Genomic DNA, 26,389 nt, shown 5'->3' on the forward strand with positions numbered 1-26,389 from the left:
TTGATCTTCAGCGCAGTGCGGCGTGGATCTGCTCGGCGAGTTTCCGGCTGACGCCTTCGACCCGGCACAGGTCCTCGACCGTGGCCTCGCGCACCCCGTCCAGTCCGCCGAAGGCGGCGAGCAGATTGCGGCGGCGCGAGGGGCCGACGCCCGGGATGTCCTCCAGTTTCGAGCCCACCCGCGCCTTGCCGCGCTTGGCGCGGTGGCCGGTGATGGCGAAACGGTGGGCCTCGTCGCGGATCTCGACGATCAGGTGCAGGGCGGCCGACTCGCCGCCGAGCGCAAGCCCCTCGCGGCCGTCGGGGAAGATAAGGGTCTCCAGCCCCGCCTTGCGCCCTTCACCCTTGGCCACGCCCACCATCGCCACCGACTCCAGGCCGACCTCGGCGAGGATCGCGCGCGCCGCACTCACCTGGCCCTTGCCGCCGTCGATCAGGATCAGGTCGGGGCACACGCCCTCGCCCGCGGCAACCTTGCCGTAGCGGCGCTCGAGCGCCTGGCGCATCGCCGCGAAATCGTCGCCGCCGGTGATGCCGGTGATGTTGTAGCGGCGGTACTCGGCACGCTTCATGGCGCCGGCCTCGCACACGACGCAGGAGGCCACCGTGGCCTCGCCCATGGTGTGGCTGATGTCGAAGCACTCGATGCGCTGCGGGGCTTCGTCCATGTCGAGCGCCTGACGCAGTGCTTCCAGACGCTGTTCGATGCGGCCGGTGTCGCGCGCGCGCGCCTGGATGGCCAGGCGCGCGTTCTTCTCGGCCATCTCCATCCACGCCTTCTCGGCTTCGAAGCGCGGTGACACCACGCCCGGCGGCCGCTCGGTGAGCTCGGCGAGGGTCTCCTTCACCGCATCGGGCAGCAGGTTGACCAGGATGCGCGCCGGGATCGGGTGCTGGCTGTAGTGCTGCTCGACGAAGGCGAGCAGGCTGTCCATCGCCCCCGATACCGCCGCGCCGCTGGGGAACTGCGGGCGGTCGCCGAGGTGGCGGCCGCCGCGCACCATGGCGATGTTCACGCAGGTCAGGCCGTCTTCCTCGATCGCGGCGAGCACGTCGACGTCCTCGTCCTTGCGGCTGTCGACGAACTGCTTGTGCAGCACCGCCTGCAGCACGCGCACCTGGTCGCGGCAGGCGGCGGCCTCCTCGAAGGCGAGGCGCTCGGCGGCCGCCTGCATGCGGTTCGTCAGGTCGTCGATGACCTCGCTCGCCTGGCCGTCGAGGAAGCGGGTGGCGAGCTTCACGTCCGCGGCATAGGCCTCGGGTTCGATCAGGCCGACGCAGGGCGCGGTGCAGCGCTTGATCTGGTGCAGCAGGCAGGGGCGCGAGCGGTTGGCGAAGACGGTGTTCTCGCAGGTGCGCAACTGGAAGGTCTTCTGCAGCAGGTGGATGCTCTCGCGCACCGCCCAGGCGTTGGGAAAGGGGCCGAAGTAGCGCGCGCCCTTGGTGAAGGCGCCGCGGTGGTATGCCAGGCGGGGGAACGCGTCGGCGGAGAGCTCGATGTAGGGGTAGGTCTTGTCGTCGCGGAAGAGGATGTTGTAGCGCGGCGCCAGGCTCTTGATGAGGTTGTTCTCGAGGATCAGGGCCTCGGCCTCGCTGCGCGTGGCGGTGATGTCCACGCGCAGCACCTGGGCCACCATCATCGCGATGCGCGGGCTGGAGACGGTCTTCTGGAAATAGCTGGAGACGCGGCGCTTGAGGTTCTTGGCCTTGCCGACGTAGAGCACCTTGTCGTCGGCGCCGATCATGCGATAGACGCCGGGCTCCTCGGTGAGGGTGCGCAGGAAGGGCTTGGGGTCGAAGGCCTGGGCGTCGGTTGGCTGTGGGTCGGTCATGCGCTTGCTCTGCGTCATTCGAAGCCATCGCGTCACTTGGCGAGGGCTTCAGGTGCGTTCGGGGTGCGGGGGTTGGGATAAACCATCGCTTATCTGGAGCGGACGCGGGGCATTCCTTCCATGCTTCCGTGGGCTGCGGAACTCGCTCGATTCCTCGCTCGGACAATCCTCGCCCATTCCAGGAGCGCCCCACCTCCACTCCAGCGCTGTCGAGGCTCGACCGGTGGTGTCGCCCGTGGCGATCAACACGGTCGGACGAGGATCGGCGCGTTGCGGTAGGGAGTCGTTCCGCAGGGCTGATGGTGCCCGCTCGCTGATTATCCGTGCTTGCTCAGGTCCTCGCTGCGTTGCTCGCCGATGGTGGCTGCGGTCATGGTCGGCGCGGTACCGGTGTCGTCGGGGATGGCTGCGATCCGTTCGCGGGCCTGGACGTAGGCGGCGTGGAGTTCGAGCACGAAGGGGTCGGCGAGCCAGGCGGGCTGCGGGGCGGAAGGCACGATCGCAGCGAGCCTGGCGAGATTGTCCGGCTCGGGCGCGGGCGCCCAGCGGTCGAGCAGCTCGGCGGCGAGATCCGGGCGGTTGCACACCAGCAGCATGTCGCAGCCGGCGGCGTACGCGGCCTTGGCGCGGCCCACGATGTCGCCGGCGACGCGCGCGCCTTCCATGTTGAGGTCATCGCTGAAGATCACGCCCTTGAAGCCGAGCCGGCCACGCAGCACGTCCTTGAGCCAGAACGGCGAGAAGCCTGCCGGCTGCGGTTCGGGGCTGGGGTCGGCGTTGGGGTAGATGACGTGCGCGGGCATCACGCCGGCGAGCTGGCGGCCGAGGCGGTGGCGGTAGGGGGCGACGTCCTCGTTCCACACCGTGTCGAAGTCGCGCTCGTCGACCGGTACGTCGTGATGCGAATCGGCTTCGACGAAGCCGTGGCCGGGAAAGTGCTTGCCGACCGCGCCCATGCCCGCCTCCGCCATGCCGGCGACCAGCGCCTGGGCGAGCGCGGCGACGGCCTGCGGGTCACGGTGGAAGGCGCGATTGCCGATCGCGCGGCAGCAGCCGTAATCCAGATCCAGCACCGGGGCGAAGCTGAGGTCCACGCCGTGCGCGCGCAGCTCGGCCGCGAGCACGAAGCCGGTGGCGCGCGCGGCGTCGAGCGCGGCGAGATGATCCTGTTCCCACAGCGCGCCCAGGCTGCGCATCGACGGCAGGCGGGTGAAGCCGTCGCTGCGGAAGCGCTGCACCCTGCCGCCTTCGTGGTCGACCGCGATGATCAGCGCCGGGTCGCGCAGTGCGCGGATCTCGGCCGTGAGCGCGCGGAGTTGATCGGAGCCGGTGAAGTTGCGCGCGAACAGGATGACCCCGCCGACCAGCGGGTCGAGCAGGCGCTCGCGTTCCTCCTCGGTCAGCGCGGTGCCGGCGACGTCGATCATGACGGGGCCGCGCGGGCGGCCGATGGGCGAATTCATGGGTTGGAAGCTCCTGGGCTCAGACCCGCTCGATGAGCGCAAACGCGACGATGTGCTCGTCCTCGTCGCTGATACTCAGGTGGGCGCGCAGCCGGTTGTCCTTCATGTGCGCGGCGAGGCGTTCGTCGTAGCGGTACTCCGGCTTGCCGCGCGCGTCGTGGCCGACCGCGACCGCGTGCAGCGTGGCCGGTACCGCAACGCCGGTGCCGAGCGCCTTGCCGAAGGCTTCCTTGGCCGCGAAGCGCTTGGCGAGGAAGCGCGCCGGGTCGCGATGGGCGTGCCAAGCCTCGACCTCGCTCGCGGCCAGGATGCGCAAGGCGAAGCGCTCGCCGTGACGCTCGAGCGCCTCGCGCATGCGCCGCAGCTGAACGAGATCCGTGCCGATGCCGTGGATCATGGACTGCACCGGCCGGCTCGCAGGCGACGGTTCATCGCCGGAGGGTGTGCCATGGGGGGCTCAGGTGGCCGAAGCGGCTTCACGCATCAACCGCTTCATCTCGGCCACCGCCTCGCGCAGACCGACGAAGACCGAGCGGCTGACGATCGCGTGGCCGATGTGCAGTTCGCGGATCCCGTGCAGGCGCGCGATCGGCTGCACGTTGTAGTAGTTGAGCGCATGGCCGGCGTTGAAGCGCATGCCGAGACCGCGCGCCGCCTCGCCGGCGTTGCGGATCTTGTCGAGCTCGGCGGTCACCGCCGGCGCCTCGGCGTCGCGTCCGGCAGCATGGAAGGCGTGCGCGTAGGGGCCGGTGTGGATCTCGCACACACGGGCGCCGATGCGCGCGGCGGCCTCGATCTGCTCGACCTCGGCGTCGATGAACACGCTGGTGACGATTCCGGCCTCGGCCAGGCGGCCGATCACGTCCGTGAGGCGCGCCTCCTGGGACAGCACGTCGAGCCCGCCCTCGGTGGTGATCTCATGGCGCCCCTCGGGCACCAGCATCGCCATCTGCGGCTGCGTGCGGCAGGCGATCGCGACCATCTCGTCGGTGGCGGCCATCTCGAGGTTGAGCTTGACCTGGGTGAGCTCGGCGAGCCGGCGCACATCCTCGTCGTTGATGTGGCGGCGATCCTCGCGCAGGTGGATGGTGATGCCGTCCGCACCGCCGAGGTGGGCCTCGACGGCCGCCCACACCGGATCGGGCTCCCAGGTGCGGCGCGCCTGGCGCAGCGTGGCGACGTGGTCGATGTTGACGCCGAGTTCGATCATCAGAGCTCCTGCAGTTCCTTGAGCACCCGGCGCGACTGCAGCGGCTGGCCGCCCAGGGTGTGGTTGATCAGCATGCGCAGCAACTGCTTGGACTGGGCCAGCGTTTCCGCACGCGAGAAATCGTCCGCAGCCATGTCGAGCAGGGTCTGGCCAGACAGCACGGGCTGGTCGCCGAGCGCGGCGGCATCGACGCCCTCCTCTTCCAGGGTCTCGAGCCGCGTCGGGCCGCGTTCGATTATATAAACGTAGCGCCCCTCCGGCCGGACGACGTCTCCGCCGTCGCCCTCGTGGGCAAGCCCGGCCTCGTAACCGAGCTCCTGCAGCAGCACCAGCTCGAAGCGGCGCAGGATCGGTGACTCCGGCTCGCCGCGACCGAGGGCGCGCACGGCATCGGCATAGGCCGAGAAAAGCCGCGGATGCGGATCCTCGCGCGCGGTCAGGCGCACCAGCAATTCGTTGAGGTAATAGCCGCAGAGCAGCGCACGTCCGGTCAGCAAGGGCTGCCCGCCCTGCCATTCGGCGCGCACCAGGGTCTTGACCTCGCCGCCGCCGGACCAGTCCATCCACAGCGGCTGGAAGGCCATCAGCACGCCGCGCAGCTGCGAATGCGGCCGGCGTGCGCCCTTCGCGACCAGCGCGACGCGGCCGTGGTCGCGCGCGAAGATCTCGACGATCAGGCTGGTCTCGCGCCACGGGTAGGTATGCAGCACCCATGCGGGCTGCTGCTCGACGCGCTGCTTGGCTCCCGCCATGACCCGGCGCCCGGATTACTCGTAGCCGAGACTCTTCAGCGCACGCTCGTCGTCGGCCCAACCGCTCTTGACCTTGACCCAGACCTCGAGGAAGACCTTGCCGTCGAAGAGCTTCTCGAGCTCGACGCGAGCCTCGGAGGAGATGCGCTTGAGCTTCTCGCCGCCCTTGCCGATCACCATCGACTTGTGGCCCGGCTTGTCGACGATCACCGCGGCGTGGATGCGGCGAAGGTTGCCTTCGACCTCGAACTTCTCGATCTCGACCGCGATGCCGTAGGGCAGCTCGTCACCGAGCAGGCGGAAGAGCTTCTCGCGCAGGAATTCCGAGGCCAGGAAGCGTTCGCTGCGGTCGGTGATCTCGTCTTCCTCGAACATCGGCGTGCCCAGCGGCAGCAACGGCGTTGCGGCCTTGATCAGCGCCTCGACGTTGCGCCCCTTCTCCGCCGACAGCGGCACGATCTCGGTGAAGTCACGCACCTTGCGCACCTCGTCGATGAAGGGCAGCAGGCGTGCCTTGTCCTTCAACTGGTCGACCTTGTTGATGACGAGGATGAGCTTGGCCCCCTCCGGGATCACCGCCATCACCTTGCGGTCGTCGTCGGTGAAGCGCCCGGCTTCGATGACGAAGAACACCAGATCGACGTCGGCCAGCACCTGCGACACGGTGCGGTTCATCGAGCGGTTGAGCGCATTGCGGTGGTGGGTCTGGAAACCGGGCGTGTCGACGAACACGAACTGCGCGCCGGGCTCGGTGACGATGCCGGTGACGCGGTGGCGGGTGGTCTGCGCCTTGCTCGAGACGATGCTGATCTTCTGCCCGATGAGGCGGTTGAGCAGGGTGGACTTGCCGACGTTGGGACGGCCGACGATCGCGACGAAACCCGCGCGAAAACCTTCGGCGTCCGCTCCGGAATCGCCCGCGGGGGCCGTGCTGGGGACTTCGCTCATGTCTTTCTCACCGCGGCGAGCGCGAGCTCGGCCGACTGTTGTTCGGCGATCCGCCGGCTGGGGCCGCGCCCCAGCGTGCGCACGCCGAGTTTGGGAATCTCGCAGGCGACCTCGAACTCCTGCGCATGGGCCTCGCCGAGGGCCTGCACCATGGAGTAGGTCGGCACCGGAATCCTGCGCCCCTGCAGCCACTCCTGCAAGGCGGTCTTGGGGTCCTTGCTCGGCTTGCGGGGATCCACCTCGGCCAGCAATGGCGCGTAGAGACGGTCGATCACCGACTTGGCCGCGCCAAAGCCGGCATCGAGGAACACCGCCGCAAACACCGCCTCGAGCGCATCGGCCAGAATCGAGGGCCGCCGGCTCCCGCCGGATTTGAGCTCACCCTCGCCGAGACGCAGGAAGCTGCCGAGTTCGAGTTCGCAGGCGATGCGGTGGAGTGCGTCCTGCCTGACCAGCGAGGCGCGCACGCGCGACAGCTCGCCTTCGCGCAGTTCGCCGAAGCGCTCGAAGAGCGCGATCGACATCACGCAGTTGAGGATCGAATCGCCGAGGAACTCGAAGCGCTCGTTGTTGGGCTGACCGAAGCTGCGGTGCGTGAGCGCCTCCAGCAACAGCTTCGGATCGCCGAACGGATGGCCGATCCGGGACTGAAGTCGTTCCGCGGTCATCGGCTCAGCGCGCGTCGCTCGACGGATGCAGGTCGAAGAGCAGGCTGACGTTGGCCACCAGCGGCACCGTACGGCTGTACTGCACGTCGATCACGGTCTTGGTGCCCGACTTGTCGATCACCAGATCGGCACCGCTGACGCTGGAGATGTCGTCGATCTGCCTGCGGCGGTCGAAGCTGCGGCGCAGCTCGATCACCGGTGCGCCATTGTCGGCTTCCGCGGCGAGGATGCCCAGGATGCGCTTGACCGCCATGTATTCATTGACCACCGGCACGGTACGGAAACCGACCACCAGCACGAAGGCGGCAAGTGCGCCGACGACGAGTACGCCGAACAGGCTCAGGCCGCGTTGGGATTTGATGTACATGCTTGTCCCCGGAGTCTCAGTGAAAGCCGCCGATCCGCTTCATGTCGCTGAAGTTGAACCAGATGAAGAAGGCGCGGCCGACGATGTTCTCATCAGGCACGAACCCCCACACCCGGCTGTCGCTGCTCGCGTCGCGATTGTCGCCAAGCACGAAATAGTGCCCTGCGGGCACGGTACAACTCACGCCCGAGTGGGTATAGGTGCAGTTTTCACGCTTGGGGAAATTCAGCACCTGCGGCACGAAGGCGGGCGCATCGCGCTCGATGAGGATCGAATGCTCGATCTCGCCCAGCTTCTCGGTGTATTGCGGCGAGTAGTAAAGGCGGTCCGGGTGGAGGTAGTTCCCGGCCTCGTCGATCGGCACGGCCTGGCCGTTGATCGTCAGGCGCTTGTTGATGTACTCGACCCGGTCGCCAGGCAGGCCGACGACGCGCTTGATGTAATCCATCGAGGGGTCGGCCGGGTAGCGGAACACCATCACGTCCCCGCGCTGCGGGTCGTTGACGTCCATGATCTTGGTGTTGATCACCGGCAGGCGGATGCCGTAGGTCCACTTGTTGACGAGGATGAAATCGCCCACGAGCAGGGTCGGAATCATCGACCCGGAGGGGATCTTGAACGGCTCGACCACGAAGGAGCGCAGGCCGAACACGATCAGGATCACCGGAAAGAAACTCGCCCCATATTCCACCCACCACGGATTCGGCGCACCCGCCGGACGCAGCTTGCGCGCGTGAAAGCGGTCGAAAAACCACAGAGCGCCGGTGGCGATCAGCAGCAGGAACAGGGTCAGGGCGAAATTCATGCGGGTTCCGTCGTCAGCCCGCCGACAGCAGACGGCGGGCGGGTTCGATCACTTGCCTTCGTCGGTGCGCAGCACGGCGAGGAAGGCTTCCTGCGGGATCTCGACGTTGCCGACCTGCTTCATGCGCTTCTTGCCTTCCTTCTGCTTCTCGAGCAGCTTCTTCTTGCGCGAGATGTCGCCGCCGTAGCACTTGGCGAGCACGTTCTTGCGCAATGCCTTGATCGTCTCGCGCGCGATGATGTGCGCGCCGATCGCGGCCTGCACCGGCACGTCGAACATCTGGCGCGGGATCAGGCCGCGCAGCTTGGCGGCAAGCTCCCGACCGCGGTACTGCGCGCTGGCGCGGTGCACGATGACCGACAGCGCATCGACCTTCTCGCCGCCCACCATGAGGTCGAGCTTGACGAGATCGGCCGTGCGGTACTCCTTGAAGTCGTAGTCGAGCGAGGCATAGCCGCGCGACACCGACTTGAGCTTGTCGAAGAAGTCCATCACGACTTCGTTCATCGGCATCTCGTAGATCAGCTGCACCTGGCGGCCGTGATAGCGCATGTCGATCTGGTTGCCGCGCTTCTGGTTGCACAGCGTGATCACCGGCCCGACGTAGTCCTGCGGCAGGAAGATGGTCGCGGTGATGATCGGCTCGCGGATCTCCTGGTACTTGCCCGGCTCGGGCAGCTTGGCCGGGTTCTCGACGTGGATCACCGAACCGTCGTTGAGCACCACCTCGTACACCACCGTCGGCGCGGTGGTGATGAGGTCCATGTCGAACTCGCGCTCGAGCCGCTCCTGCACGATGTCCATGTGCAGCAGGCCGAGGAAGCCGCAGCGGAAACCGAAGCCGAGCGCCTGCGACACCTCGGGCTCGAACTGCAGCGAGGAGTCGTTCAGGCGCAGCTTCTCGAGCGAATCGCGCAGCTGGTCGTATTCGGAGGACTCCACCGGATACAGGCCGGCGAACACCTGCGGCTTGATCTCCTTGAAGCCGGGCAGCGGCGCGCTCGCGGGCTTGTTGGCGAGCGTGATGGTGTCACCCACCTTGGCCGCCTCGATCTCCTTGATGCCGGCGATGACGAAGCCGACCTCGCCCGCGCGCAGCGCCTCCCGGCCCACCGAGCGCGGGGTGAACACGCCGACCTGGTCGCAGGGGTACTGCGCGCCGTTCGACATCAGCAGGATGCGATCCTTGGGCTTGAGCTCGCCGTCCACCACGCGCACCAGCATGACGACGCCGACGTAGTTGTCGAACCAGGAGTCGATGATCAGCGCCTTCAGCGGCCCCCCCGGCTCGCCCTTGGGGGGCGGGATGCGGGCGACGATGGCCTCGAGCACCTCCTCCACGCCCAGGCCGGTCTTGGCCGAGCACAGGATGGCCTCGGAGGCGTCGACACCGATGACGTCCTCGATCTCGCCGCGGGCGTTTTCCGGGTCGGCCGCGGGCAGGTCGATCTTGTTCAGCACCGGCACCACCTCGACATCGAGGTCGAGCGCGGTGTAGCAGTTGGCCACGGTCTGCGCCTCGACGCCTTGGGAGGCATCCACCACCAGCAGCGCGCCCTCGCAGGCGGCGAGCGAGCGGCTGACCTCGTAGGAGAAGTCGACGTGTCCCGGGGTGTCGATCAGGTTCAGGTTGTAGACCTGCCCGTCCTTGGCCTTGTAGTGCAGGGCCGCGGTCTGGGCCTTGATCGTGATCCCGCGCTCGCGCTCGATGTCCATCGAGTCGAGCACCTGCTCCTCCATCTCGCGCTCGGACAGGCCGCCGCAGAAGTGGATGAGTCGGTCGGCCAGGGTCGATTTACCGTGGTCGATGTGGGCGATGATGGAGAAATTTCGGATGTGGTTCATGCGAAACGAAAAGGGTGCCTTGCAGCACCCGTTTCGGAATGAGTTCGTGGGTTCGGAGGCTCGGGTGGCCTGACCGCGTCAAGCCCGTGATTCTAGCGGAAAACCGCTGCAATAAGCGCGAACGGCGGCCTCGTCGAGATGGTAGTGGCACAGCTCGTGCTCTCCGTGCAGCAGCACGGGCACGAGTTCGTCCCAACGCGCCTCGAGCTCGGGATGCTGGTCGACGTCGATGACCTCGATCGCCCAGCCATACTCCGCCGCCAGTGGGCGCAGGGCATCGACCAGCTCGTGGCACAGGTGGCACCACTCGCGGCTCATCACCGTAAAGCGCTTCGGTGCGCTCATCGCGCAGCCCTCAGGCTGACATAGGACGTTGCCTCGCCACGGCGTACCAGCAAGGTCACCTGCTGCCCTGGCTTGAGCTCGGCGGCGATGCGATCGAAGTCCTCGAGCTTGTCGAGCGCCACCTGCCGTCCGCCCACCACCACGGCGAGCACGAGATCACCGGGGACGATCTCGGCGCGCGCCGCGGTACCCTGCGCGCGTTGCACGATCAGGCCGCGCTCGATCGCGCGCTCACGCCGCTGCGCTGGCGTCGGCACGGCGAGTTCGAGCCCGAGCCGGTTCGGCGCTGCGCTGCTGCTCGCAGCGGGGTTGCCCTCGGGCTCGGCCTCCGGATCCTGCCATTCACCTACATCGACCGTGAGGCTGCGCGACTGGCCACCCCGGAAGATCTCCACGGCCACACGGCCCCCCGGCTGGGCCGCGGCGACGATGCGCGGCAGGTCGGCGGAGTTCTCCACGCCGCGCCCGTTGAAGCGCACGATGACGTCGCCCTGCTCGATACCCGCCTTTGCCGCCGGGCTCTCGGGCTCGACCGCGCTCACCAGCGCCCCGGCCGCACGCGGCAGACCGAAGCTGTCGGCCAGATCGCGGGTGACCTCCTGGATCGACACGCCGATCCGCCCGCGCTCCACCCTGCCCTTCGTACGCAGTTGCTGCTGAACGTCCATCGCGACGTCGATCGGGATCGCGAACGACAGCCCCATGAACCCGCCGGTGCGGCTGTATATCTGCGAGTTGATGCCGATGACCTCGCCGCGCAGGTTGAACAGGGGGCCACCCGAGTTGCCGGGATTGATTGCGACGTCGGTCTGGATGAAGGGAACGAAGTTCTCGTCAGGCAGGCTTCGCCCCTTTGCGCTGACGATGCCCGCCGTGACCGACTGCTCGAAGCCGAAGGGCGAGCCAATTGCCAGCACCCACTCCCCGACCTTGAGCGCCTCCGGGTCACCGAGCACCACATGCGGCAGGTCCTTGGCCTCGATGCGGATCAGCGCGACGTCGCTGCGCGCATCGGCACCGATCACCACCGCATCGAACTCCCGCTTGTCGGCGAGTCGGACCTTGATCTCCTCGGCCGACTCGACGACGTGGGCGTTGGTCAGGATGTAGCCGTCGGGACTGATGATGAAGCCCGAGCCGAGCGACTGGTTGTCCGGGTCCGGCCCCGGATACTCGGGGATGCGCGGGATGAACTTGCGGAAGAAATCGAACATCGGGTCCGACTCGTCCAGCTCCGGAATCTGGAACGGCAGCCGGGCAGGTTGCTGTCGGGCCTGCGTGGTGCTGATGTTCACGACGGCGGCGCCCTGACGAGCGACCAGCTCGGTGAAGTCCGGCAAGGTCACGCCCGCCGCCCGCGCTTCGACCGCAAGCAGCGCGACCGTCAGCAGGGCGAGCAGGACGATCAGGAAACGATGAAGGCCCGCGCGCGGGGCCGTCGACGAAGGAGTCATCGCGAGGTATCGACTGATTGAACGCAGTGGTCTGCAGGGGCAAGCTCTAGGCGCAGTCGGTGCCGCCAGCGGCGGCTTCGCGGCAGCGCCCTGTTGATGAGCCAGGCAAGCGCAAGCCCTGCCACGCCGCCGATCACGCCGAAAAGGTCCGCGCGTCCGTCTGGGGCGACAAGGCTGCCAAGCGCCGCCCCGAGCAGCAACAGGACAGTGCCCAGCCCATAAGCGACGAGCGCCGCACTGAGCGGCGCACCGTCGGGGATGCTGATCACCACCCGGTCCCCGGGTCCGACCGGGAAATCGACGGGCAGCGAGAAGACCTTCTCCGGCAAGCCGAAGGCGTGGTGAATCTGGACCGAACGACAACCGCCGGGTTCATCGCAACGCCCGCAGCCGCCCGCAGTTTCGGTCAGCTCCAGCCAAGCCTGGCGGCCCTCGACCCGCAGCACGCGCGCGCGCGCCTGCATCACTGCGCCACCGAGCGGATGTTTTCGCCGATCCGCCGCACCGCCGTCTCGGGCGCCTCGCCGAGCGCGGTCACGAGATGCCCGTTCACCGTGCGCTTGTAGATGTTGATCGCACCATTCGATACCGGCCCCAATCCGACCGCGGACCCGTCGCCCACCGGCTCGATGAAGACCGAGATCGCCGCGAGCCCGTCGCTGAAGACCATATGCAACGCGGGCCCGCGGTCGCGCCCCAGCGGGCGGCGCATGACCGAGCTGAGCGTGTATCCGGGCAGGGCCTCCGCGAGCACCCAGCCCGCCTCTTCCATCGGCATGTCGCTGCCGCGCGCATTCACGACGCGCCAGCCCTCTCCGGGTTCGAAACGGGACTCGAGGAGCTCGGAATCGACTTCGCCGCCGATTCGCACATCGCTGAAGCTGAACTGCTCGATCAGGCCACCCTTCTCGTCGACCATGCGCGACTTCAGCAGCAGACCGCTCTGCATCTCGGCCCACAAGGTGTGGCCGTAGCGGAGGTCGTCCTTCGGCTCGAGCACGAGCGCCTGCGCCTCGTAACCCGCAACGCGGCTCACCTCGCCCTTGCGGATGCGGTAGCTTTCGGCGAGTCCGCTCAGCGATGCGGGCAGGCGGGCCGGAAACGCGCGACGTCCACCCGCCTCATCGATGATCACGGTGCGCTCGTCGGGAAGTACGCAATGAACCTCGTTGCCACGCCGGATGATCTCTCGCGGGCTGCCGTCGAGCACCTCGAGACGCTCATATTCGCCGTTCGCGTCGACCCGATGCGCAATGCGGGAAGTTTCGACGTGCCCTCCCGACTGGTAGACGAAGGTGCCGACGTAGTTGAGCCGCTGTCCCGCAGACGAGATCCGCCCCAGCCAGGACAGCGGATCCGATGGCAGCTCGGCATGGGCCGGGCCCTGCGCGAGCAGCGCGCAAAGTCCGAGCACGGCGGCGAAAAACCTCATCGATCCATACCCTGGCGCTGGTCCGATACGGTACGCACGTACTGCACACCGGCGGGAAGCGGGCCGCCGCGCGACAGCCCCTGGTGGGCAAAGACGTATTCGCGCAGGACGTCCTCACTCGCCGTCTGCGCGACCGGACGCACCGAACTCGATGCGCTCACCACCTTGACGGCCGGCGCCGCGGCGAGCGTCTGCGGCGCAGACGCATCCTGCTTGTAGAGGGTCGCCGCCACCAGGCCGACCGCTGCAACCCCCATCACCGACGCCGCGATCGGCATCAGCGACTGCCACATGCGCTGACGCGCTCCGGCATCGGGCGCGACCCGCGGCGCAAGCACCGTGGGTTCCGCGTCGAGATTGGCCATGATGCGCGCAACGAAATCATCCGAACCATCACGGTCGCCACGCAAGCTGTCGCCGATCAGGCAGTAGGTTTCCCAGTCCCGTCTCAGATCCGGGTCGCGTCGCAGCCCGTCGAAAACCGCACGCGTTGCCTGTTCGTCGAGATCACCGTCGAGCAGCGCCGACAATTTATCCTTCATGCTTGCCACCTACCAACGTTTGTCCGGGGCCGTGTCGAGCAAGGGCCGCAGACGTTCTGCAATCGCTTCACGCGCACGGAAGATCCGTGAACGCACCGTCCCAATCGGGCATTCCATGATGTTGGCGATCTCCTCGTAGCTCAGGCCCTCCAGCTCGCGCAACATGATGGCGGTTCTCAATTCCTCGGGCAGCGCGGCCATCGCATCGTCGACGGTTTGTCCGATCTGCCGTGTCATCAACAGGCGCTCGGGCGTGTTGATGTCACGCAATTGGTCCCCATCTTCGAAGGTCTCGGCCTCTTCGGAGTCGAAACTCGTCGAGGTCGGCGCCCTGCGTCCTTGCGATACAAGGTAGTTCTTCGCCGTATTGATGCCGATACGGTACAACCAGGTATAAAACGCGCTATCTCCGCGGAACGAACCGAGTGCGCGGTAGGCCTTGATGAAGGTCTCCTGCGCAACATCCTCGACTTCGGCGGGATCGCGGATCAGCCTGGATAGCAAACGGTTGAGCTTGCGCTGGTACTTCGATACCAGCAGCCCGAACGCCTGCTTGTCGCCGCGCTGGACGCGCTCGACGAGTTGCTGATCGATTTCACGATCGCTCATGGGATCTTGGTTCTTCCGGATATTCAAGTTTCAAAACACCCGGATTATAAGCGACCGGCCGCGAATACCGCTGAATTCGAAGACACCCAACAGACACGGACAGATTGAAATAGTTCAGGCCCGCGCAGGGTCATTGCCCCCCTGCCCGATCCGCCCGCACCTCGAGCGCGAGCGCCCCGCACCCAAGGCGTGCGCGTGCGGCCGGCGCTGGCGGATGCCTTGTCACGGCGTGCTATATTCCCCGCGTCCTTTCTTTCGCGACCCCTTCCCAGAGCCAGGGCCAAATCTTGCTGAAACAATACGACGTCCTCATCCTTGGCAGCGGCACGGCTGGCCAATCCATGGCGCTGCGCCTCGCCGATCGCCTGCGCGTGGCGGTCGTCACCAAGCGCGAACTGGCCGACAGCGCGAGCAACTGGGCGCAAGGCGGCATTGCCGCGGTACTGGACAACGCCGACAGTATCGAAGCCCACATTCAGGACACCTTCGTCGCGGGCGCCGGGCTGTGCAACGCGGAATCGACCCGTTTCGTCGTCGAGAACGGCAAGCGTGCAATCGAGTGGCTGATCGATCGTGGCGTCCCCTTCACTCGTGAAGCCGACTCCCAGCTCGGCTACCACCTCACGCGGGAGGGCGGCCATTCGCACCGGCGCATCATTCATGCCGCCGACGCCACCGGGGCGGCCGTACAGGCCACGCTCGGCGAACATGTCCGCAATCATCCCAACATCGACATCTTCGAGCACCATATCGCGGTCGACCTGGTGATCGGCGACAAGATCGGGCAGCCGGGAGCCGGCTGCCTCGGCGCATACGTGCTCGACATCGAGGCCGACGAGGTCGTCACCTTTGCTGCACGCAACACGGTTCTCGCAACTGGTGGCACCGGCAAGGTCTATCTGTACACCACGAATCCCGACGTGGCGACCGGCGATGGCGTCGCCATGGCGTGGCGCGCGGGCTGCCGGGTTGGCAACATGGAGTTCATCCAGTTCCACCCGACCTGCCTGTACCACCCGCAAGCCAAATCCTTCCTGATCTCCGAGGCCGTGCGTGGAGAGGGCGGCTTGCTGAAGCTGCCGGATGGCACGCGCTTCATGGCCGAGCATGACCCGCGCGAGGAACTCGCCCCGCGCGACGTGGTGGCGCGCGCGATCGACTTCGAGATGAAGAAGCGTGGCCTCGACTGTGTCTACCTCGACATCAGCCACAAGCCTGCCGCCTGGTTGCGCGAGCATTTCCCCAACATCCATGCGCGCTGCCTCGAATTGGGTATCGACATCACCAGGGAGCCGATCCCGGTAGTGCCCGCCGCCCATTATTCGTGCGGCGGCATCATGACGGACCTTGCGGCACGCACGGACGTCCCCGGCCTCTACGCCGTGGGCGAGTGCGCGTGCACGGGGTTGCACGGCGCCAACCGTCTGGCGAGCAACTCGCTGCTTGAATGCCTCGTGTTCGGGGAGGCTGCGGCGGACGACATCCTCTCCAAGCCCGCGCAGCGGGCCCCCGTCCTGCCCGACTGGGATGAGAGCCGGGTCACCGACGCCGACGAGGAGGTCGTCATCTCGCACAACTGGGCGGAACTGCGGCGGTTCATGTGGGACTATGTCGGCATCGTGCGAACGACCAAACGACTGCGTCGGGCACAGCACCGGATCCGGCTGCTCGCCCGCGAGATCGACGAGTTCTACTCGAATTTCCGCGTCAGCAACGACCTGATCGAATTGCGCAACCTGGTGGTGACGGCCGACCTGATCGTCGCCTGCGCTCTCAGGCGCAAGGAAAGTCGCGGCCTGCATCACTCGCGTGACTACCCCGACACCCTAGCCCGGGCGCGCGATACCGTGCTGCGTCCTCGGAGAACGCGGCGCAAGGGCGCCTGAAGCGCAGAAAGGCGCGCCGGTCGCTTCGCGCCGGCTGCGGTTCAGGCCAAAACCGGAGCGTCCGCAACGGGGCGCCCTGCCTTGTGGCGCAGCCAGATGCGGAACAGGCGCCAGTCCCTTGCGTGGAGGTTGCGCGCCAGCAACATCATCGCCGGCACGCGGATCACGCCGTCGCAGCAGGGCGCAGCGCCGTCCAGCGCGACCGGGCGAAACCACACCGCCCAGCCCAGCACGACCACCGAATCCGGAGCCACCCGCCAGACGCTCCCGCCCTCCCCTGTCGCAGGCAGGACCTCGAGCAGGCCATCCTCGTGCAGGCACAGCATGCAGCCGCGCTTCCGGAACTCGGACCATAGCGCGCGCAACAGCGAGGCGAACACGGTCAGCAGAACCAGCAGCGCACCGGTGCGCTCCAGGGCGGACGCCTCATGCGCATGCAGGGCGTCCACGACCGCCGGGACATGAAAAAGCGCCAGCGCGGCCGCAAGGTGTGCGACCAGCACTGACGCGATGATCGCCCGCGAAGAGCGCAACCTCAGTTCCAACGGAAACTGCATGGCGCCCCCGGGCAAAACTGAAGGGAAAAAGGATCAGACGCGGCGGAACACCAGGGTACCGTTCGTTCCGCCGAAGCCGAAGTTGTTCTTCAGCGCGACGTCGATCCTCATGTCGCGCGCAACGTTCGCGCAGTAGTCCAGATCGCACTCCGGGTCCTGCTCGAAGATGTTGATCGTCGGCGGCGAAATCTGGTTATGCACGGCCAGCACGGTGAACACCGACTCGAGTCCGCCTGCTCCGCCGAGGAGATGGCCGGTCATGGACTTGGTGGAGTTCACGACCAGCTTGCGCGCGCTGTCTTCCCCGAAGGCGAGCTTGATCGCATCGGTCTCGTTCTTGTCCCCCAGTGGCGTCGAGGTGCCATGGGCATTGAGGTAGTGCACCTGATCGGGGCTGACCCCTGCGTTCTGCATGGCATTCAGCATGCTGCGGCGCGGGCCATCGGTGTCGGGGGCCGTCATGTGATAGGCGTCCCCGCTCATGCCGAAGCCGGCGAGCTCGGCGTAGATCTTCGCGCCGCGACGGACGGCGTGCTCGTACTCCTCGATCACCATCACACCGGCGCCCTCGCCGAGCACGAAGCCGTCGCGGTCCTTGTCCCACGGCCGGCTGGCGGTCGCCGGATCGTCGTTGCGGGTGGACAGCGCCTTGGCCGAGGCAAAACCGCCGATCGCGAGATTGGTCACCGTCGACTCGGCGCCACCGCACACCATCACGTCGGCGTCGCCGTACTCGATCATCCGCGCGCTCATTCCGATCGCATGAAGACCGGTCGTGCATGCGGTCACGACCGCGAGGTTGGGCCCCTTCATGCCGAACATGATCGACAGATTGCCGGAGATCATGTTGATGATCGTGCCGGGGATGAAGAAGGGCGAAATCTTGCGTGGGCCGCCACCGAGGAAATCATCGTGGGTTTCCTCGATCATCGGCAGACCGCCGATGCCGGAGCCGATATTCACGCCGATGCGGTCGGCGTTGGCCTCGGTGACCTCGATGCCGGAATCGCGGATCGCCTGGATGCCGGCCGCCATGCCGTAATGAATGAACACATCCATCCGGCGCGCTTCCTTTGCCGACAGATAGGCGGAGACGTCGAACCCCTTCACCTCGCCGGCGATGCGAGAGGCGAAATTGCTCGCATCGAAACGGGTGATCGGACCAATGCCGCTCTTGCCGGCGATCAGGTTTTCCCAGGCCTCGGGAACAGTATTGCCGACCGGCGATATCACGCCCAGACCGGTGACGACGACTCTACGACGCGACACGGGCAACTCCGTCTAAATCATTGAACGAAACAAAACCTGCCCGGAAGCCGCAGGTTGCTGCGGGCGCCGGACAGGGAACGCTGGAACAGCGCAGCGGATGCTTACTTCTTGAGGTGGGCGTTGACGTAGTCGATCGCCTGCTGGACGGTGGTGATCTTCTCGGCCTCTTCGTCCGGGATCTCGCACTCGAACTCTTCTTCCAGCGCCATGACCAGCTCCACGGTGTCCAGCGAATCCGCGCCCAGATCATCGACGAACGAAGACTCGGTCTTGATCTCCGATTCGTTCACGCCAAGTTGCTCAGCGACGATCTTCTTGACGCGCTGTTCGATGTTCTCCATGAACCAACTCCTTCCTGAGGGTGACAGGTGAATGTAAAAAGCCGGCGTATTCTACCAAAACGCCGGGGAACCGCTATCCCGACGCGAATCAGGACATGTACATGCCGCCATTGACGTGCAGGGTGGTGCCCGTTACGTAGGCGGCAGCGGGGGAAGCGAGGAACGCCACGGCGCCGGCGATTTCCTCCGGACGGCCGAGACGACCCAGCGCGATGTTGCCGAGCAGGGCGTCACGCGCCGCCTCGGGCAGCGCACGCGTCATGTCGGTGTCGATGAACCCGGGGGCGACGCAGTTGACCGTGATGTTGCGGCTGCCGAGCTCGCGCGCCAGTGCGCGCGTCATGCCCGCCACGCCGGCCTTGGCCGCGGCGTAGTTGGCCTGGCCCGGGTTGCCGGAACTGGCGACGACCGAAGTGATGTTGATGATGCGGCCGTTGCGCGCCTTCATCATGCCGCGCATCACCAGCTTGCTCATGCGGAAGACGGCGCGCAGGTTGGTGTCGAGCACGGCGTCCCACTCGTCGTCCTTCATGCGCATGGCAAGGTTGTCGCGAGTGATGCCGGCGTTGTTCACCAGGACGCCGATCGCGCCGAAGCGCTTCTCGATGTCGCCGACGAGCGCCTCGCAGGCGGCGGCGTCGGTGACGTTGAGTGCCATGCCTGCGCCCTGAATGCCCGCCTCGGCGAGCGCCTGCCCGATCTCCGCGGCACCCGACTCGGAGGTCGCGGTACCGACGACCGTTGCGCCCAGTCGCCCGAGTTCGAGCGCGACGGCACGACCGATACCGCGCGATGCACCGGTGACCAGGGCAATCTGGCCTTCAAGCGAAAAATTCATGATCTACCTCACTGCGGCGATGGATTGCTCAAGGCTGGCCGCGTCGTGCGCCGAGCCGCCTTCGACGTCCTTGGCGATACGCTTGGTCATTCCTGCGAGGACCTTGCCCGGACCGCACTCGATGACGTGGCTCATGCCGCGCGCAGCCATCGCCTGCACCAGCTCGATCCAGCGCACCGGCGAATAAGCCTGGCGCACCAGGGCGTCGCGGATCTTCTCGGGCTCATCGTAGACCGCGACGTCGACGTTGTTGATGACTGCGATTTCCGGCTTGACGATGCTCACGCCCGCCAGACGCTCGGCAAGACGCTCCGCCGCGGGGCGCATCAGGGCGCAGTGGAAGGGCGCGGACACCGGCAGCAGCACAGCGCGCTTGGCGCCCTTGGCCTTGGCGATCTCGCTCGCACGCTCGACGGCAGCCTTGGTGCCGGCGATGACGATCTGACCCGGCGCGTTCAGGTTGGCGGCTTCGACCACCTGCCCCTGCGCCGCTTCGGCACACGCGGCATGCACCGCGTCTGGTTCGAGGCCCATCACCGCAGCCATCGCACCCTCACCGGCAGGCACCGCTTCCTGCATCGCCTGCGCCCGGAAGCGCACCAGCGGCACGGCATCCTTGAACGCCATCGCACCTGCCGCCACGAGCGCGGAGTACTCGCCCAGGCTGTGGCCGGCGACCATGGCCGGCTTCGGGCCACCGGCGGCGAGCCAGGCACGCCACGCGGCGACGCCAGCAGTCAGCATCAGGGGCTGCGTGTTCACGGTCAGGGCCAGCCGCTCGGCCGGGCCATCGCAGACCATGGCCCAGAGGTCTTCACCCAGGGCGTCGGACGCTTCGGCGAAGGTGTCGCGAATCACGGCCGACTCGCCGTAGGCGGCCATCATGCCGACCGACTGCGAACCCTGGCCGGGAAAAACCAGCGCAAATGGCATGCTGTTCTCCACTTTTCGGTTGTTGGGGGAGGACACTCAGAAATCGATCAGGGCAGCGCCCCAGGTAAAGCCGCCGCCCACGCCCTCGACGATCACGCGCTGTCCCGAACGCACCCGGCCCGAGCGCACTGCTTCATCGAGCGCGAGCGGAATCGAGGCAGCCGAGGTGTTGCCGTGATGGTCGACGGTGGTGATCACGCGCTCCATCGGCAGCCCGAGGCGCTTGGCGGTGGCCTGGATGATGCGGATGTTGGCCTGGTGCGGAATCAGCCAATCCACGCTGTCCGCGCCCGCGTCCGCCTGCTCCAGAACCTCCTGGGCGACGTCGCCGAGCACCTTCACCGCGAACTTGAACACTGCCTGGCCGTCCATGCGCAGGAACGGGTCGCCGATCACCTGACCCGACGCGACGCCGCCCGGCACGCACAGGATGGGATGGTGGCTGCCATCGGCATGCAGGGCCGAGGCACGGATGCCCGGACGATCGGAGGCTTCGAGAACGACTGCGCCGGCACCGTCGCCGAAGAGCACGCAGGTCCCGCGGTCCGACCAGTCGAGGATGCGCGAGAAGACTTCCGCGCCGATCACCAGCGCACGCTTGTGACTGCCGGAACGGATGAATTTCTCGGCCACCGTGAGCGCATACACGAAGCCGCTGCACACCGCCTGCACGTCGAAGGCCGCACCGCCATTGCGGATACCGAGCTTGGCCTGCACCAGCGCCGCGGTACTCGGGAAGATGTAGTCCGGGGTCGAGGTGGCGACGATGATGAGGTCGATGTCGTCCGGCTCGCACCCTGCAGCCTCGATCGCGCGCTCCGCAGCGACGCGGGCAAGGTCGCTCGCGCCGACGTCGGCGGCGGCAAGGTGGCGGCTGCGGATGCCCGAGCGCGAAACGATCCACTCGTCCGAGGTATCGATGCCGCGCGCGACCAGGTCGTCGTTGCTGACCGGGTTCCCCGGCAGATGACTGCCGGTGCCCGCAATCCGTGCGTAGATCATGCCTTCACCTCGTTCATGCTCGCCATGCGTTCGGAAATGCGTTCGATCAGCCGGTTCGATGCCGCCTCGGCGGCGCGCGAGAGCGCGTTCTGGAAGGCCACCGGGTCGGCGGAACCATGGCTCTTGAGGACCACGCCGCGCAGTCCGAGCAGCGGCGCGCCGTTGTACAGGCGGTGGTCGACGCGCTGCTTGAAGCGCTTGAGCACCGGCAGTGCGAGGATCGCCAGCAGTTTGGTCAGCGGCGTGCGCTTGAACTCTTGCTTGAGGAAGGCACCGATCATTTGCGCGAGGCCTTCCGAAGTCTTAAGCGCGACGTTGCCGACGAAGCCGTCGCATACCACGACGTCCACCGTGCCCTCGTAGATGTCGTTGCCCTCGACGTTGCCGTAGAAATTCAGGCCGCTGTTGCGCAGCAGCTCGCCGGCTTCCTTGACGACGTCGTTGCCCTTGATGACTTCCTCGCCGATGTTGAGCAGACCCACCGACGGGCGGTCCTTGTGCTCGATCGCGGCGACCAGCATCGCGCCCATGACGCCGAACTGGAGGAGATGCTCGGCAGAACAATCAACGTTGGCACCAAGGTCGAGAACATAGGTGTGGCCGTGCATCGAGGGCAGCACGGTCGCGATCGCCGGGCGGTCGATCCCGGGCAGCGTCTTGAGCACGAAGCGCGAGATCGCCATCAACGCGCCGGTGTTACCCGCCGACACGGCGGCACTGGCGACACCTTCCTTGACGAGGTCGATCGCGACCCGCATCGAGGAATCCTTCTTCGTGCGCATCGCGATCGCGGGCGGATCGTCCATCGCCACGACCTCGGTTGCCGGATGCAGGCGCAGTCGGGAACCGAACTCCGCGGCTGCACTGCCCAACAGCGGGCGGATCGCTTCCTCGCGCCCGACCAGAACGGCACTGGCATCGGGATGCGAACGCAGGAACGACAACGCGGCGGGCACGGTCACGACCGGGCCGTGATCGCCACCCATGCAGTCGATCGCAATGGTGACACCCATCGGCATCTCGCGTGATCTTCTAGTTATAGAGGTCGGAAAAAAGGCGGCGCAGGCGCGATGCGCCCTGCGCCGCCCTGCTTTTCTGGGGCTGCAGAATTACTCGCCCTTGGTCTTCAGGACCTTCTTGCCGCGGTAGAAACCGTTGGGGCTGATGTGGTGACGCAGATGCACCTCGCCGGTGGTCGGCTCGACGGCCAGCGCCGGACCGGTGAGGAAGTCGTGCGCACGGTGCATGCCACGCTTGGACGGGGACTTCTTGTTCTGCTGAACGGCCATGAGTAAAGCTCCTAAATCAAATATCGCGCCTATTTCGCGCTGGGACTGCCTCGCAGCGACGCCAGCGCAGCGAAAGGCGATTCTTTGGACGACCCGCCATCAGGGCGGGGCGCCTCACAAACCTGGTGTCGCGGGGCGATCGGCAGCGCCAGCAGGATCTCGTCCTCGAGCAGCGCCAGCACATCGAGCTCCCCTTCAATCTCGATCGCGTCGACCTCGTCGTTCTCCAGCTCCTCTTCGGGAATCGGCTGGCCGACGCGCACCGGCTGCAGCAAGGTATCGAGCCTGAGCGGCCACTCGAGCCCGGCCAGACAGCGCTGACAACGCAGCTGGAGCACACCATCCACCTGCAAGCGCAGGCGCGGCTCCATGCCCTCGGCACCCTCGACCATCGAGCCCGCGACCCGCCAGCCGAGCACGTCTTGCGTGGACGCCAGCGCATCGGACAGGCGCAACAGATCGGCCACGGCGAGTTCGCCCTCGATCGAGCGGGACTCCGCGGCGAACCGGAATGGGTCCGGGATGATTCTGGACGGAACGCCTTGTTGCGACATAAGCCCGGCATGATATTATTTTTTCGAGTCGCGTGTAAAGCCTTCAATTCACTTGTAAACGGCTTCACCAGCGTCGCGCCTCGATCCCTTGCAGGGCCATCGGCTTGCCGCCACCCCGGCATGCATGATCGCTTGCCCGCCGCGCACGCACGACCCGCCACCCCACCACTCCCGGCGTCTTCCACAGCCCGAGCCCATTTTCCCTATGAAACTCGTCCTCGCCTCCACCTCGGCCTACCGCAAGATGCTGCTCGAGCGCCTGCACGTCCCGTTCGAGACCGACCGCCCCGAGACCGACGAAACCCCCTTTCCCGGCGAGGCGCCCGCTGCCATCGCCGAGCGCCTCGCCGCCGAGAAGGCGCGCGCAGTGGCGGGACGCTGGCCCGACGCGCTCGTCATCGGCAGCGACCAGGTTGCCTACATCGGTGACGAGGTGTTCGGCAAACCCGGTACGGAAGAGCGCGCGATCGCGCAGTTGCAGCGCATGCGGGGCAAGACAGTTGTGTTCCACACCGCACTCGCGCTCCTCAATACGGGCAACGGCCGCCTCCAGGTCGAGGGCGTTCCGACGGAGGTACGGTTTCGCGACCTGAGCGACGCGGAAATCCGTCGCTACGTCGCCAAGGAGCGCCCGCTGGACTGTGCCGGCAGCGCCAAGTCGGAGGGACTCGGCATCACCCTGCTCGACGCCATGCCCGGAGAGGACCCCACCGCGCTGATCGGCCTGCCGCTGATCGCGCTCTCACGCATGCTCCGCGCCGAGGGGCTGGAGCTGCCGTGACCACAGGCGCAAAGACCGACCGCGAGGCACGCCGCGGCACGCTCTACCTTCTTCCGGTCGCCCTCGGGGAGGCGGCGCCATGGCCGCATTTCCTACCCGCGCAGGTACAGGCGATCGCCTCAGGCCTGCGGCATTTCGTGGTCGAGACGGCGCGCGCCGCGCGTGCCCACCTGAAGCAGATCGACTACCCGCACCCCCTGCGCGAAACCGACATCCGCGAGCTCCCGGCAGACACTGCGCGCGCTGGCAACGCCGTGCTCGACGCCCTGCTCGCACCCGCGCTGGCTGGCGAAGATCTCGGCCTGATGTCCGACGCCGGCTGCCCCGCAGTCGCCGACCCTGGCGCGCTATTGGTGGCGCGCGCGCACGCACTCGGGATCCGCGTCGTCCCGCTCGTGGGGCCGTCGTCCATCCTGCTCGGACTGATGGGCTCCGGGCTCAATGGCCAGAGCTTCGCCTTTCATGGCTACCTGCCGGTCGGCGAGATCGAGCGCGACGCGATGCTGCGTGCGCTCGAGGACGAATCGCGCAAGCTCGGGCGCACACAGATCTTCATCGAGACGCCATACCGCAACGAGCGCATGCTCGAGGCCATGCTCAAGCAACTCAAGCCCGACACGCGGCTGTGCGTGGCCTGCGAACTGAACACCGCGAACGAAACCCTGCACACCCGCAGCGTACGCGACTGGCGCCGCACCGAGCGCCCCGCCCTGGCCAAGCGCCCGGCGCTCTTCCTGCTGCTGGCCTGAGAACCGACTCAGGCGTTCTCCCGCAACCAGCGCGCGAGCGCCCCCGGGGTATGCATGCAGGCCAGCGGCCCCTCGGCCTCGAGCGCAGCCACGGGGTGCGCCCCGAAACTGACCGCGACTCCCGCAGTACCCGCATTGCGCGCCATCTGCAGATCGTGCGTCGTGTCGCCGATCATCAGCGTGCGCTCGGGGCGGGCACCGAGCTCGCCCATCAACTCCTCGAGCATCGCCGGATGTGGCTTTGAGAAGCACTCGTCGGCGCAGCGCGTGGCGTGAAAGTAGGCGCCCAGCCCCGAATGACCGAGCGCGCGGTTCAGCCCCAGCCGGCTCTTGCCGGTCGCGACCGCGAGCATGTGCCCGCGCGCGGCGAGCGCATCGATCATCTCGGTCACGCCCTCGAACAGCGTGAGTTCGTGATCCGAGGACAGGTAATGGTGGCGGTAGCGCTCGACCATGCGCGGATAGGCAGCCTCTTCAAGATCGGGCACGGCGTGACGCAGCGCCTCGCCCAGTCCGAGTCCGATCACGAAGCGCGCCCGTTCGGCGGGGACCTCGGCAAGACCGAGGTCGCGCGCGGCAGCCTGCATGGCACGCACGATCGCACCGGCCGAATCCATCAGCGTGCCATCCCAGTCGAAGACGATCAGATCGAAACGCTCAGCCATTCTTTTTCTCCGCGGCATCGAGCCGCTCGATGAAGGATTGCAGGTCGGCAGGCAGCGGCGAGGCGAAGGCGAGCGGCACACCGGTCAGCGGATGTGCGAAGCGCAGCTGCGCCGCGTGAAGGAACATGCGCCGCAGCCCCTCCCCTTCCAGGCGCTTGTTGAGTGCGAAATCGCCATATTTGTCGTCGCCGCACAAGGGAAACCCGAGATGGGTCAGATGCACGCGAATCTGATGGGTACGACCGGTCTTCAGTTCCACCTCGAGCAGGCTGTACTCCCGCCAGCGCTTCACCAGCCGCACGATGCTGTGCGCGGCCTTGCCCTCATCGCTGACGCGCACGCGGCGCTCTCCTTCCGGGGTGAGGTACTTGTGCAGCGCCGCCCTCACGTGCTGCAACGGGTTCGACCAGCGCCCCGCGACCAGGGTGAAGTAACGCTTCTCGACACTGCCCTCGCGCATCATGTCGTGCAACGCCGTCAGCGCCGAGCGCTTCTTCGCCACGATGAGCAGACCGGACGTCTCGCGATCGAGGCGATGCGCGAGTTCGAGCATCCGCGCCTCGGGCCGCTGCGCCCGCAGCTGCTCGATCACGCCATAGCTCACTCCGCTGCCACCGTGGACCGCCTTGCCCGAGGGCTTGTCGATGACCAGGATCGCATCGTCCTCGTACACCACGGGCAGGGCCTTCCCCACCGGCGCGGGCGCACCCTGCGCCGGCTCGGCCACGCGAACCGGGGGAATGCGCACCTCGTCGCCTTCCTGAAGGCGATAGGTCTGCTGCACCCGGCGGCCATTGACCCGCACCTCGCCGCTGCGCAGGATCCGATAGACGTGGCTCTTCGGCACGCCCTTGGCGATACGCATCAGGTAGTTGTCGATGCGCTGACCGGCCGCGCCCTCGTCGATGCGCTCGTGGCGGACAGCAATGGCTTTGCCTTCAATCATCGTCATGAAATATACTTCTGCGCGGTTAAACCGGTCGCGGCCAGCCAAGTGCGGCACGTCGCAAGCTCCGTCAGGTCGAAACACCTGCTCCGGAAGACGCGCGCAGACTGCTGGCAAAGAGCCCTGAAGAGCGCTCCCGGCTTGACCGTTGCTCCGCCATCCAAGGCCGAAAAGGCGCCGATGGTAACGCAACAGACTCCCTTCGACATACCCATCCAGCCCGAGGGTTGGATTTTGACGCGTTAGCCGCACACGCAGGATCAAATGCTCCGGCCCGAGGCCCAAACGGCCCGCCGGGCGGGAGCAAG

General features: G+C 66.9%; 30 protein-coding genes. 3 read left to right on the forward strand and 27 right to left on the reverse strand.

Annotation, left to right across the window (positions count from 1 at the left end; genetic code table 11):
- Positions 1-7 precede the first annotated feature (7 nt).
- The 16 genes from uvrC to rpoE form a co-directional block, all read right to left on the reverse strand.
- Positions 8-1,831, reverse strand: a complete 1,824-nt coding sequence (gene uvrC / locus AAG895_RS11220) for an excinuclease ABC subunit UvrC (protein ID WP_345792097.1) — start codon at positions 1,829-1,831, stop codon at positions 8-10.
- Positions 1,832-2,148: 317 nt separating this feature from the next.
- Positions 2,149-3,294, reverse strand: coding sequence for a beta-N-acetylhexosaminidase (nagZ, locus tag AAG895_RS11225; protein ID WP_345792098.1), 1,146 nt, complete (start codon positions 3,292-3,294; stop codon positions 2,149-2,151).
- A 19-nt stretch (positions 3,295-3,313) separates the two neighbouring features.
- Positions 3,314-3,691 (reverse strand): holo-ACP synthase, encoded by a 378-nt coding sequence (acpS, locus tag AAG895_RS11230; RefSeq protein WP_345792099.1) that lies wholly within the window; start codon positions 3,689-3,691, stop codon positions 3,314-3,316.
- 60 nt (positions 3,692-3,751) lie between these two features.
- A complete protein-coding gene (locus tag AAG895_RS11235; RefSeq protein ID WP_345792100.1) occupies positions 3,752-4,504 on the reverse strand; it encodes a pyridoxine 5'-phosphate synthase in 753 nt (250 codons plus the stop codon).
- Complete coding sequence (gene recO / locus AAG895_RS11240; protein WP_345792101.1) at positions 4,504-5,256, reverse strand: DNA repair protein RecO; 753 nt, start codon at positions 5,254-5,256, stop codon at positions 4,504-4,506. The genes AAG895_RS11235 and recO overlap by 1 nt, the downstream gene beginning before the upstream one ends.
- 15 nt (positions 5,257-5,271) lie before the next feature.
- On the reverse strand, positions 5,272-6,204 hold the full coding sequence (era, locus tag AAG895_RS11245; protein ID WP_345792102.1) for a GTPase Era: 933 nt from the start codon (positions 6,202-6,204) through the stop codon (positions 5,272-5,274).
- Positions 6,201-6,872, reverse strand: a complete 672-nt coding sequence (gene rnc / locus AAG895_RS11250) for a ribonuclease III (protein WP_345792103.1) — start codon at positions 6,870-6,872, stop codon at positions 6,201-6,203. Before rnc ends, era begins: the two co-directional genes overlap by 4 nt.
- Positions 6,873-6,876: 4 nt before the next feature.
- Positions 6,877-7,239: a DUF4845 domain-containing protein gene (locus AAG895_RS11255; RefSeq protein WP_345792104.1), complete on the reverse strand. Its 363-nt coding sequence runs from the start codon at positions 7,237-7,239 to the stop codon at positions 6,877-6,879.
- A 16-nt stretch (positions 7,240-7,255) separates the two neighbouring features.
- Complete coding sequence (gene lepB / locus AAG895_RS11260; RefSeq protein ID WP_345792105.1) at positions 7,256-8,044, reverse strand: signal peptidase I; 789 nt, start codon at positions 8,042-8,044, stop codon at positions 7,256-7,258.
- A 48-nt stretch (positions 8,045-8,092) separates the two neighbouring features.
- Complete coding sequence (gene lepA, locus AAG895_RS11265) at positions 8,093-9,889, reverse strand: translation elongation factor 4 (RefSeq protein WP_345792106.1); 1,797 nt, start codon at positions 9,887-9,889, stop codon at positions 8,093-8,095.
- A gap of 78 nt (positions 9,890-9,967) precedes the next feature.
- Positions 9,968-10,234, reverse strand: a complete 267-nt coding sequence (locus AAG895_RS11270) for a glutaredoxin family protein (protein WP_345792107.1) — start codon at positions 10,232-10,234, stop codon at positions 9,968-9,970.
- Complete coding sequence (locus tag AAG895_RS11275; RefSeq protein ID WP_345792108.1) at positions 10,231-11,688, reverse strand: DegQ family serine endoprotease; 1,458 nt, start codon at positions 11,686-11,688, stop codon at positions 10,231-10,233. Before AAG895_RS11275 ends, AAG895_RS11270 begins: the two co-directional genes overlap by 4 nt.
- On the reverse strand, positions 11,685-12,152 hold the full coding sequence (locus AAG895_RS11280; protein WP_345792109.1) for a SoxR reducing system RseC family protein: 468 nt from the start codon (positions 12,150-12,152) through the stop codon (positions 11,685-11,687). The genes AAG895_RS11275 and AAG895_RS11280 overlap by 4 nt, the downstream gene beginning before the upstream one ends.
- Positions 12,152-13,120, reverse strand: coding sequence for a MucB/RseB C-terminal domain-containing protein (locus tag AAG895_RS11285; protein WP_345792110.1), 969 nt, complete (start codon positions 13,118-13,120; stop codon positions 12,152-12,154). The genes AAG895_RS11280 and AAG895_RS11285 overlap by 1 nt, the downstream gene beginning before the upstream one ends.
- The gene (locus AAG895_RS11290) at positions 13,117-13,662 is read right to left on the reverse strand and encodes a sigma-E factor negative regulatory protein (RefSeq protein ID WP_345795280.1); all 546 of its coding nucleotides are present in this window, start codon (positions 13,660-13,662) and stop codon (positions 13,117-13,119) included. The genes AAG895_RS11285 and AAG895_RS11290 overlap by 4 nt, the downstream gene beginning before the upstream one ends.
- A gap of 9 nt (positions 13,663-13,671) precedes the next feature.
- Positions 13,672-14,271 (reverse strand): RNA polymerase sigma factor RpoE, encoded by a 600-nt coding sequence (gene rpoE / locus AAG895_RS11295; protein WP_345792111.1) that lies wholly within the window; start codon positions 14,269-14,271, stop codon positions 13,672-13,674.
- Between the two features lie 287 nt (positions 14,272-14,558).
- Here rpoE and nadB point away from each other — a divergent pair, with 287 nt between their 5' ends.
- Positions 14,559-16,157 (forward strand): L-aspartate oxidase, encoded by a 1,599-nt coding sequence (nadB, locus tag AAG895_RS11300; protein WP_345792112.1) that lies wholly within the window; start codon positions 14,559-14,561, stop codon positions 16,155-16,157.
- A 41-nt stretch (positions 16,158-16,198) separates the two neighbouring features.
- Here nadB and AAG895_RS11305 read toward each other — a convergent pair whose 3' ends face one another.
- The 9 genes from AAG895_RS11305 to AAG895_RS11345 form a co-directional block, all read right to left on the reverse strand.
- Positions 16,199-16,660, reverse strand: a complete 462-nt coding sequence (locus AAG895_RS11305; protein WP_345792113.1) for a hypothetical protein — start codon at positions 16,658-16,660, stop codon at positions 16,199-16,201.
- A gap of 87 nt (positions 16,661-16,747) precedes the next feature.
- Positions 16,748-17,983, reverse strand: a complete 1,236-nt coding sequence (gene fabF / locus AAG895_RS11310) for a beta-ketoacyl-ACP synthase II (protein WP_345792114.1) — start codon at positions 17,981-17,983, stop codon at positions 16,748-16,750.
- Between the two features lie 101 nt (positions 17,984-18,084).
- On the reverse strand, positions 18,085-18,324 hold the full coding sequence (acpP, locus tag AAG895_RS11315; RefSeq protein WP_002930040.1) for an acyl carrier protein: 240 nt from the start codon (positions 18,322-18,324) through the stop codon (positions 18,085-18,087).
- Between the two features lie 88 nt (positions 18,325-18,412).
- The gene (gene fabG, locus AAG895_RS11320) at positions 18,413-19,162 is read right to left on the reverse strand and encodes a 3-oxoacyl-ACP reductase FabG (protein WP_345792115.1); all 750 of its coding nucleotides are present in this window, start codon (positions 19,160-19,162) and stop codon (positions 18,413-18,415) included.
- Positions 19,163-19,165: 3 nt separating this feature from the next.
- Positions 19,166-20,095, reverse strand: a complete 930-nt coding sequence (gene fabD, locus AAG895_RS11325) for an ACP S-malonyltransferase (RefSeq protein WP_345792116.1) — start codon at positions 20,093-20,095, stop codon at positions 19,166-19,168.
- A 36-nt stretch (positions 20,096-20,131) separates the two neighbouring features.
- Positions 20,132-21,097, reverse strand: a complete 966-nt coding sequence (locus AAG895_RS11330; protein WP_345792117.1) for a beta-ketoacyl-ACP synthase III — start codon at positions 21,095-21,097, stop codon at positions 20,132-20,134.
- Positions 21,094-22,110 carry a phosphate acyltransferase PlsX gene (gene plsX, locus AAG895_RS11335; protein WP_345792118.1) on the reverse strand — a complete coding sequence of 339 codons (1,017 nt, stop codon included), beginning with the start codon at positions 22,108-22,110 and terminating at the stop codon, positions 21,094-21,096. Before plsX ends, AAG895_RS11330 begins: the two co-directional genes overlap by 4 nt.
- Before the next feature lie 96 nt (positions 22,111-22,206).
- Positions 22,207-22,386, reverse strand: a complete 180-nt coding sequence (gene rpmF, locus AAG895_RS11340; protein ID WP_320367401.1) for a 50S ribosomal protein L32 — start codon at positions 22,384-22,386, stop codon at positions 22,207-22,209.
- Positions 22,387-22,415: 29 nt separating this feature from the next.
- On the reverse strand, positions 22,416-22,940 hold the full coding sequence (locus AAG895_RS11345) for a YceD family protein (RefSeq protein ID WP_345792119.1): 525 nt from the start codon (positions 22,938-22,940) through the stop codon (positions 22,416-22,418).
- A 205-nt stretch (positions 22,941-23,145) separates the two neighbouring features.
- On the opposite strand from AAG895_RS11345, the gene AAG895_RS11350 reads away from it, so the two are divergent.
- Together AAG895_RS11350 and AAG895_RS11355 are read left to right on the forward strand one after the other, a co-directional pair.
- On the forward strand, positions 23,146-23,721 hold the full coding sequence (locus AAG895_RS11350; RefSeq protein WP_345792120.1) for a Maf family nucleotide pyrophosphatase: 576 nt from the start codon (positions 23,146-23,148) through the stop codon (positions 23,719-23,721).
- Positions 23,718-24,470 (forward strand): SAM-dependent methyltransferase, encoded by a 753-nt coding sequence (locus AAG895_RS11355; protein WP_345792121.1) that lies wholly within the window; start codon positions 23,718-23,720, stop codon positions 24,468-24,470. The genes AAG895_RS11350 and AAG895_RS11355 overlap by 4 nt, the downstream gene beginning before the upstream one ends.
- 8 nt (positions 24,471-24,478) lie before the next feature.
- Here the strand turns inward: AAG895_RS11355 and AAG895_RS11360 are convergent, their stop codons facing one another.
- Together AAG895_RS11360 and AAG895_RS11365 are read right to left on the reverse strand one after the other, a co-directional pair.
- Entirely contained in the window at positions 24,479-25,135 is a 657-nt protein-coding gene (locus AAG895_RS11360) for an HAD-IA family hydrolase (protein WP_345792122.1), read from the reverse strand.
- Positions 25,128-26,087 carry an RluA family pseudouridine synthase gene (locus tag AAG895_RS11365; RefSeq protein ID WP_345795281.1) on the reverse strand — a complete coding sequence of 320 codons (960 nt, stop codon included), beginning with the start codon at positions 26,085-26,087 and terminating at the stop codon, positions 25,128-25,130. Before AAG895_RS11365 ends, AAG895_RS11360 begins: the two co-directional genes overlap by 8 nt.
- Positions 26,088-26,389 lie beyond the last annotated feature (302 nt).

Origin of the sequence: Thauera sp. JM12B12 (assembly GCF_039614725.1) — a bacterium.
In the GTDB taxonomy this organism is placed as follows: Bacteria; Pseudomonadota; Gammaproteobacteria; order Burkholderiales; family Rhodocyclaceae; genus Thauera.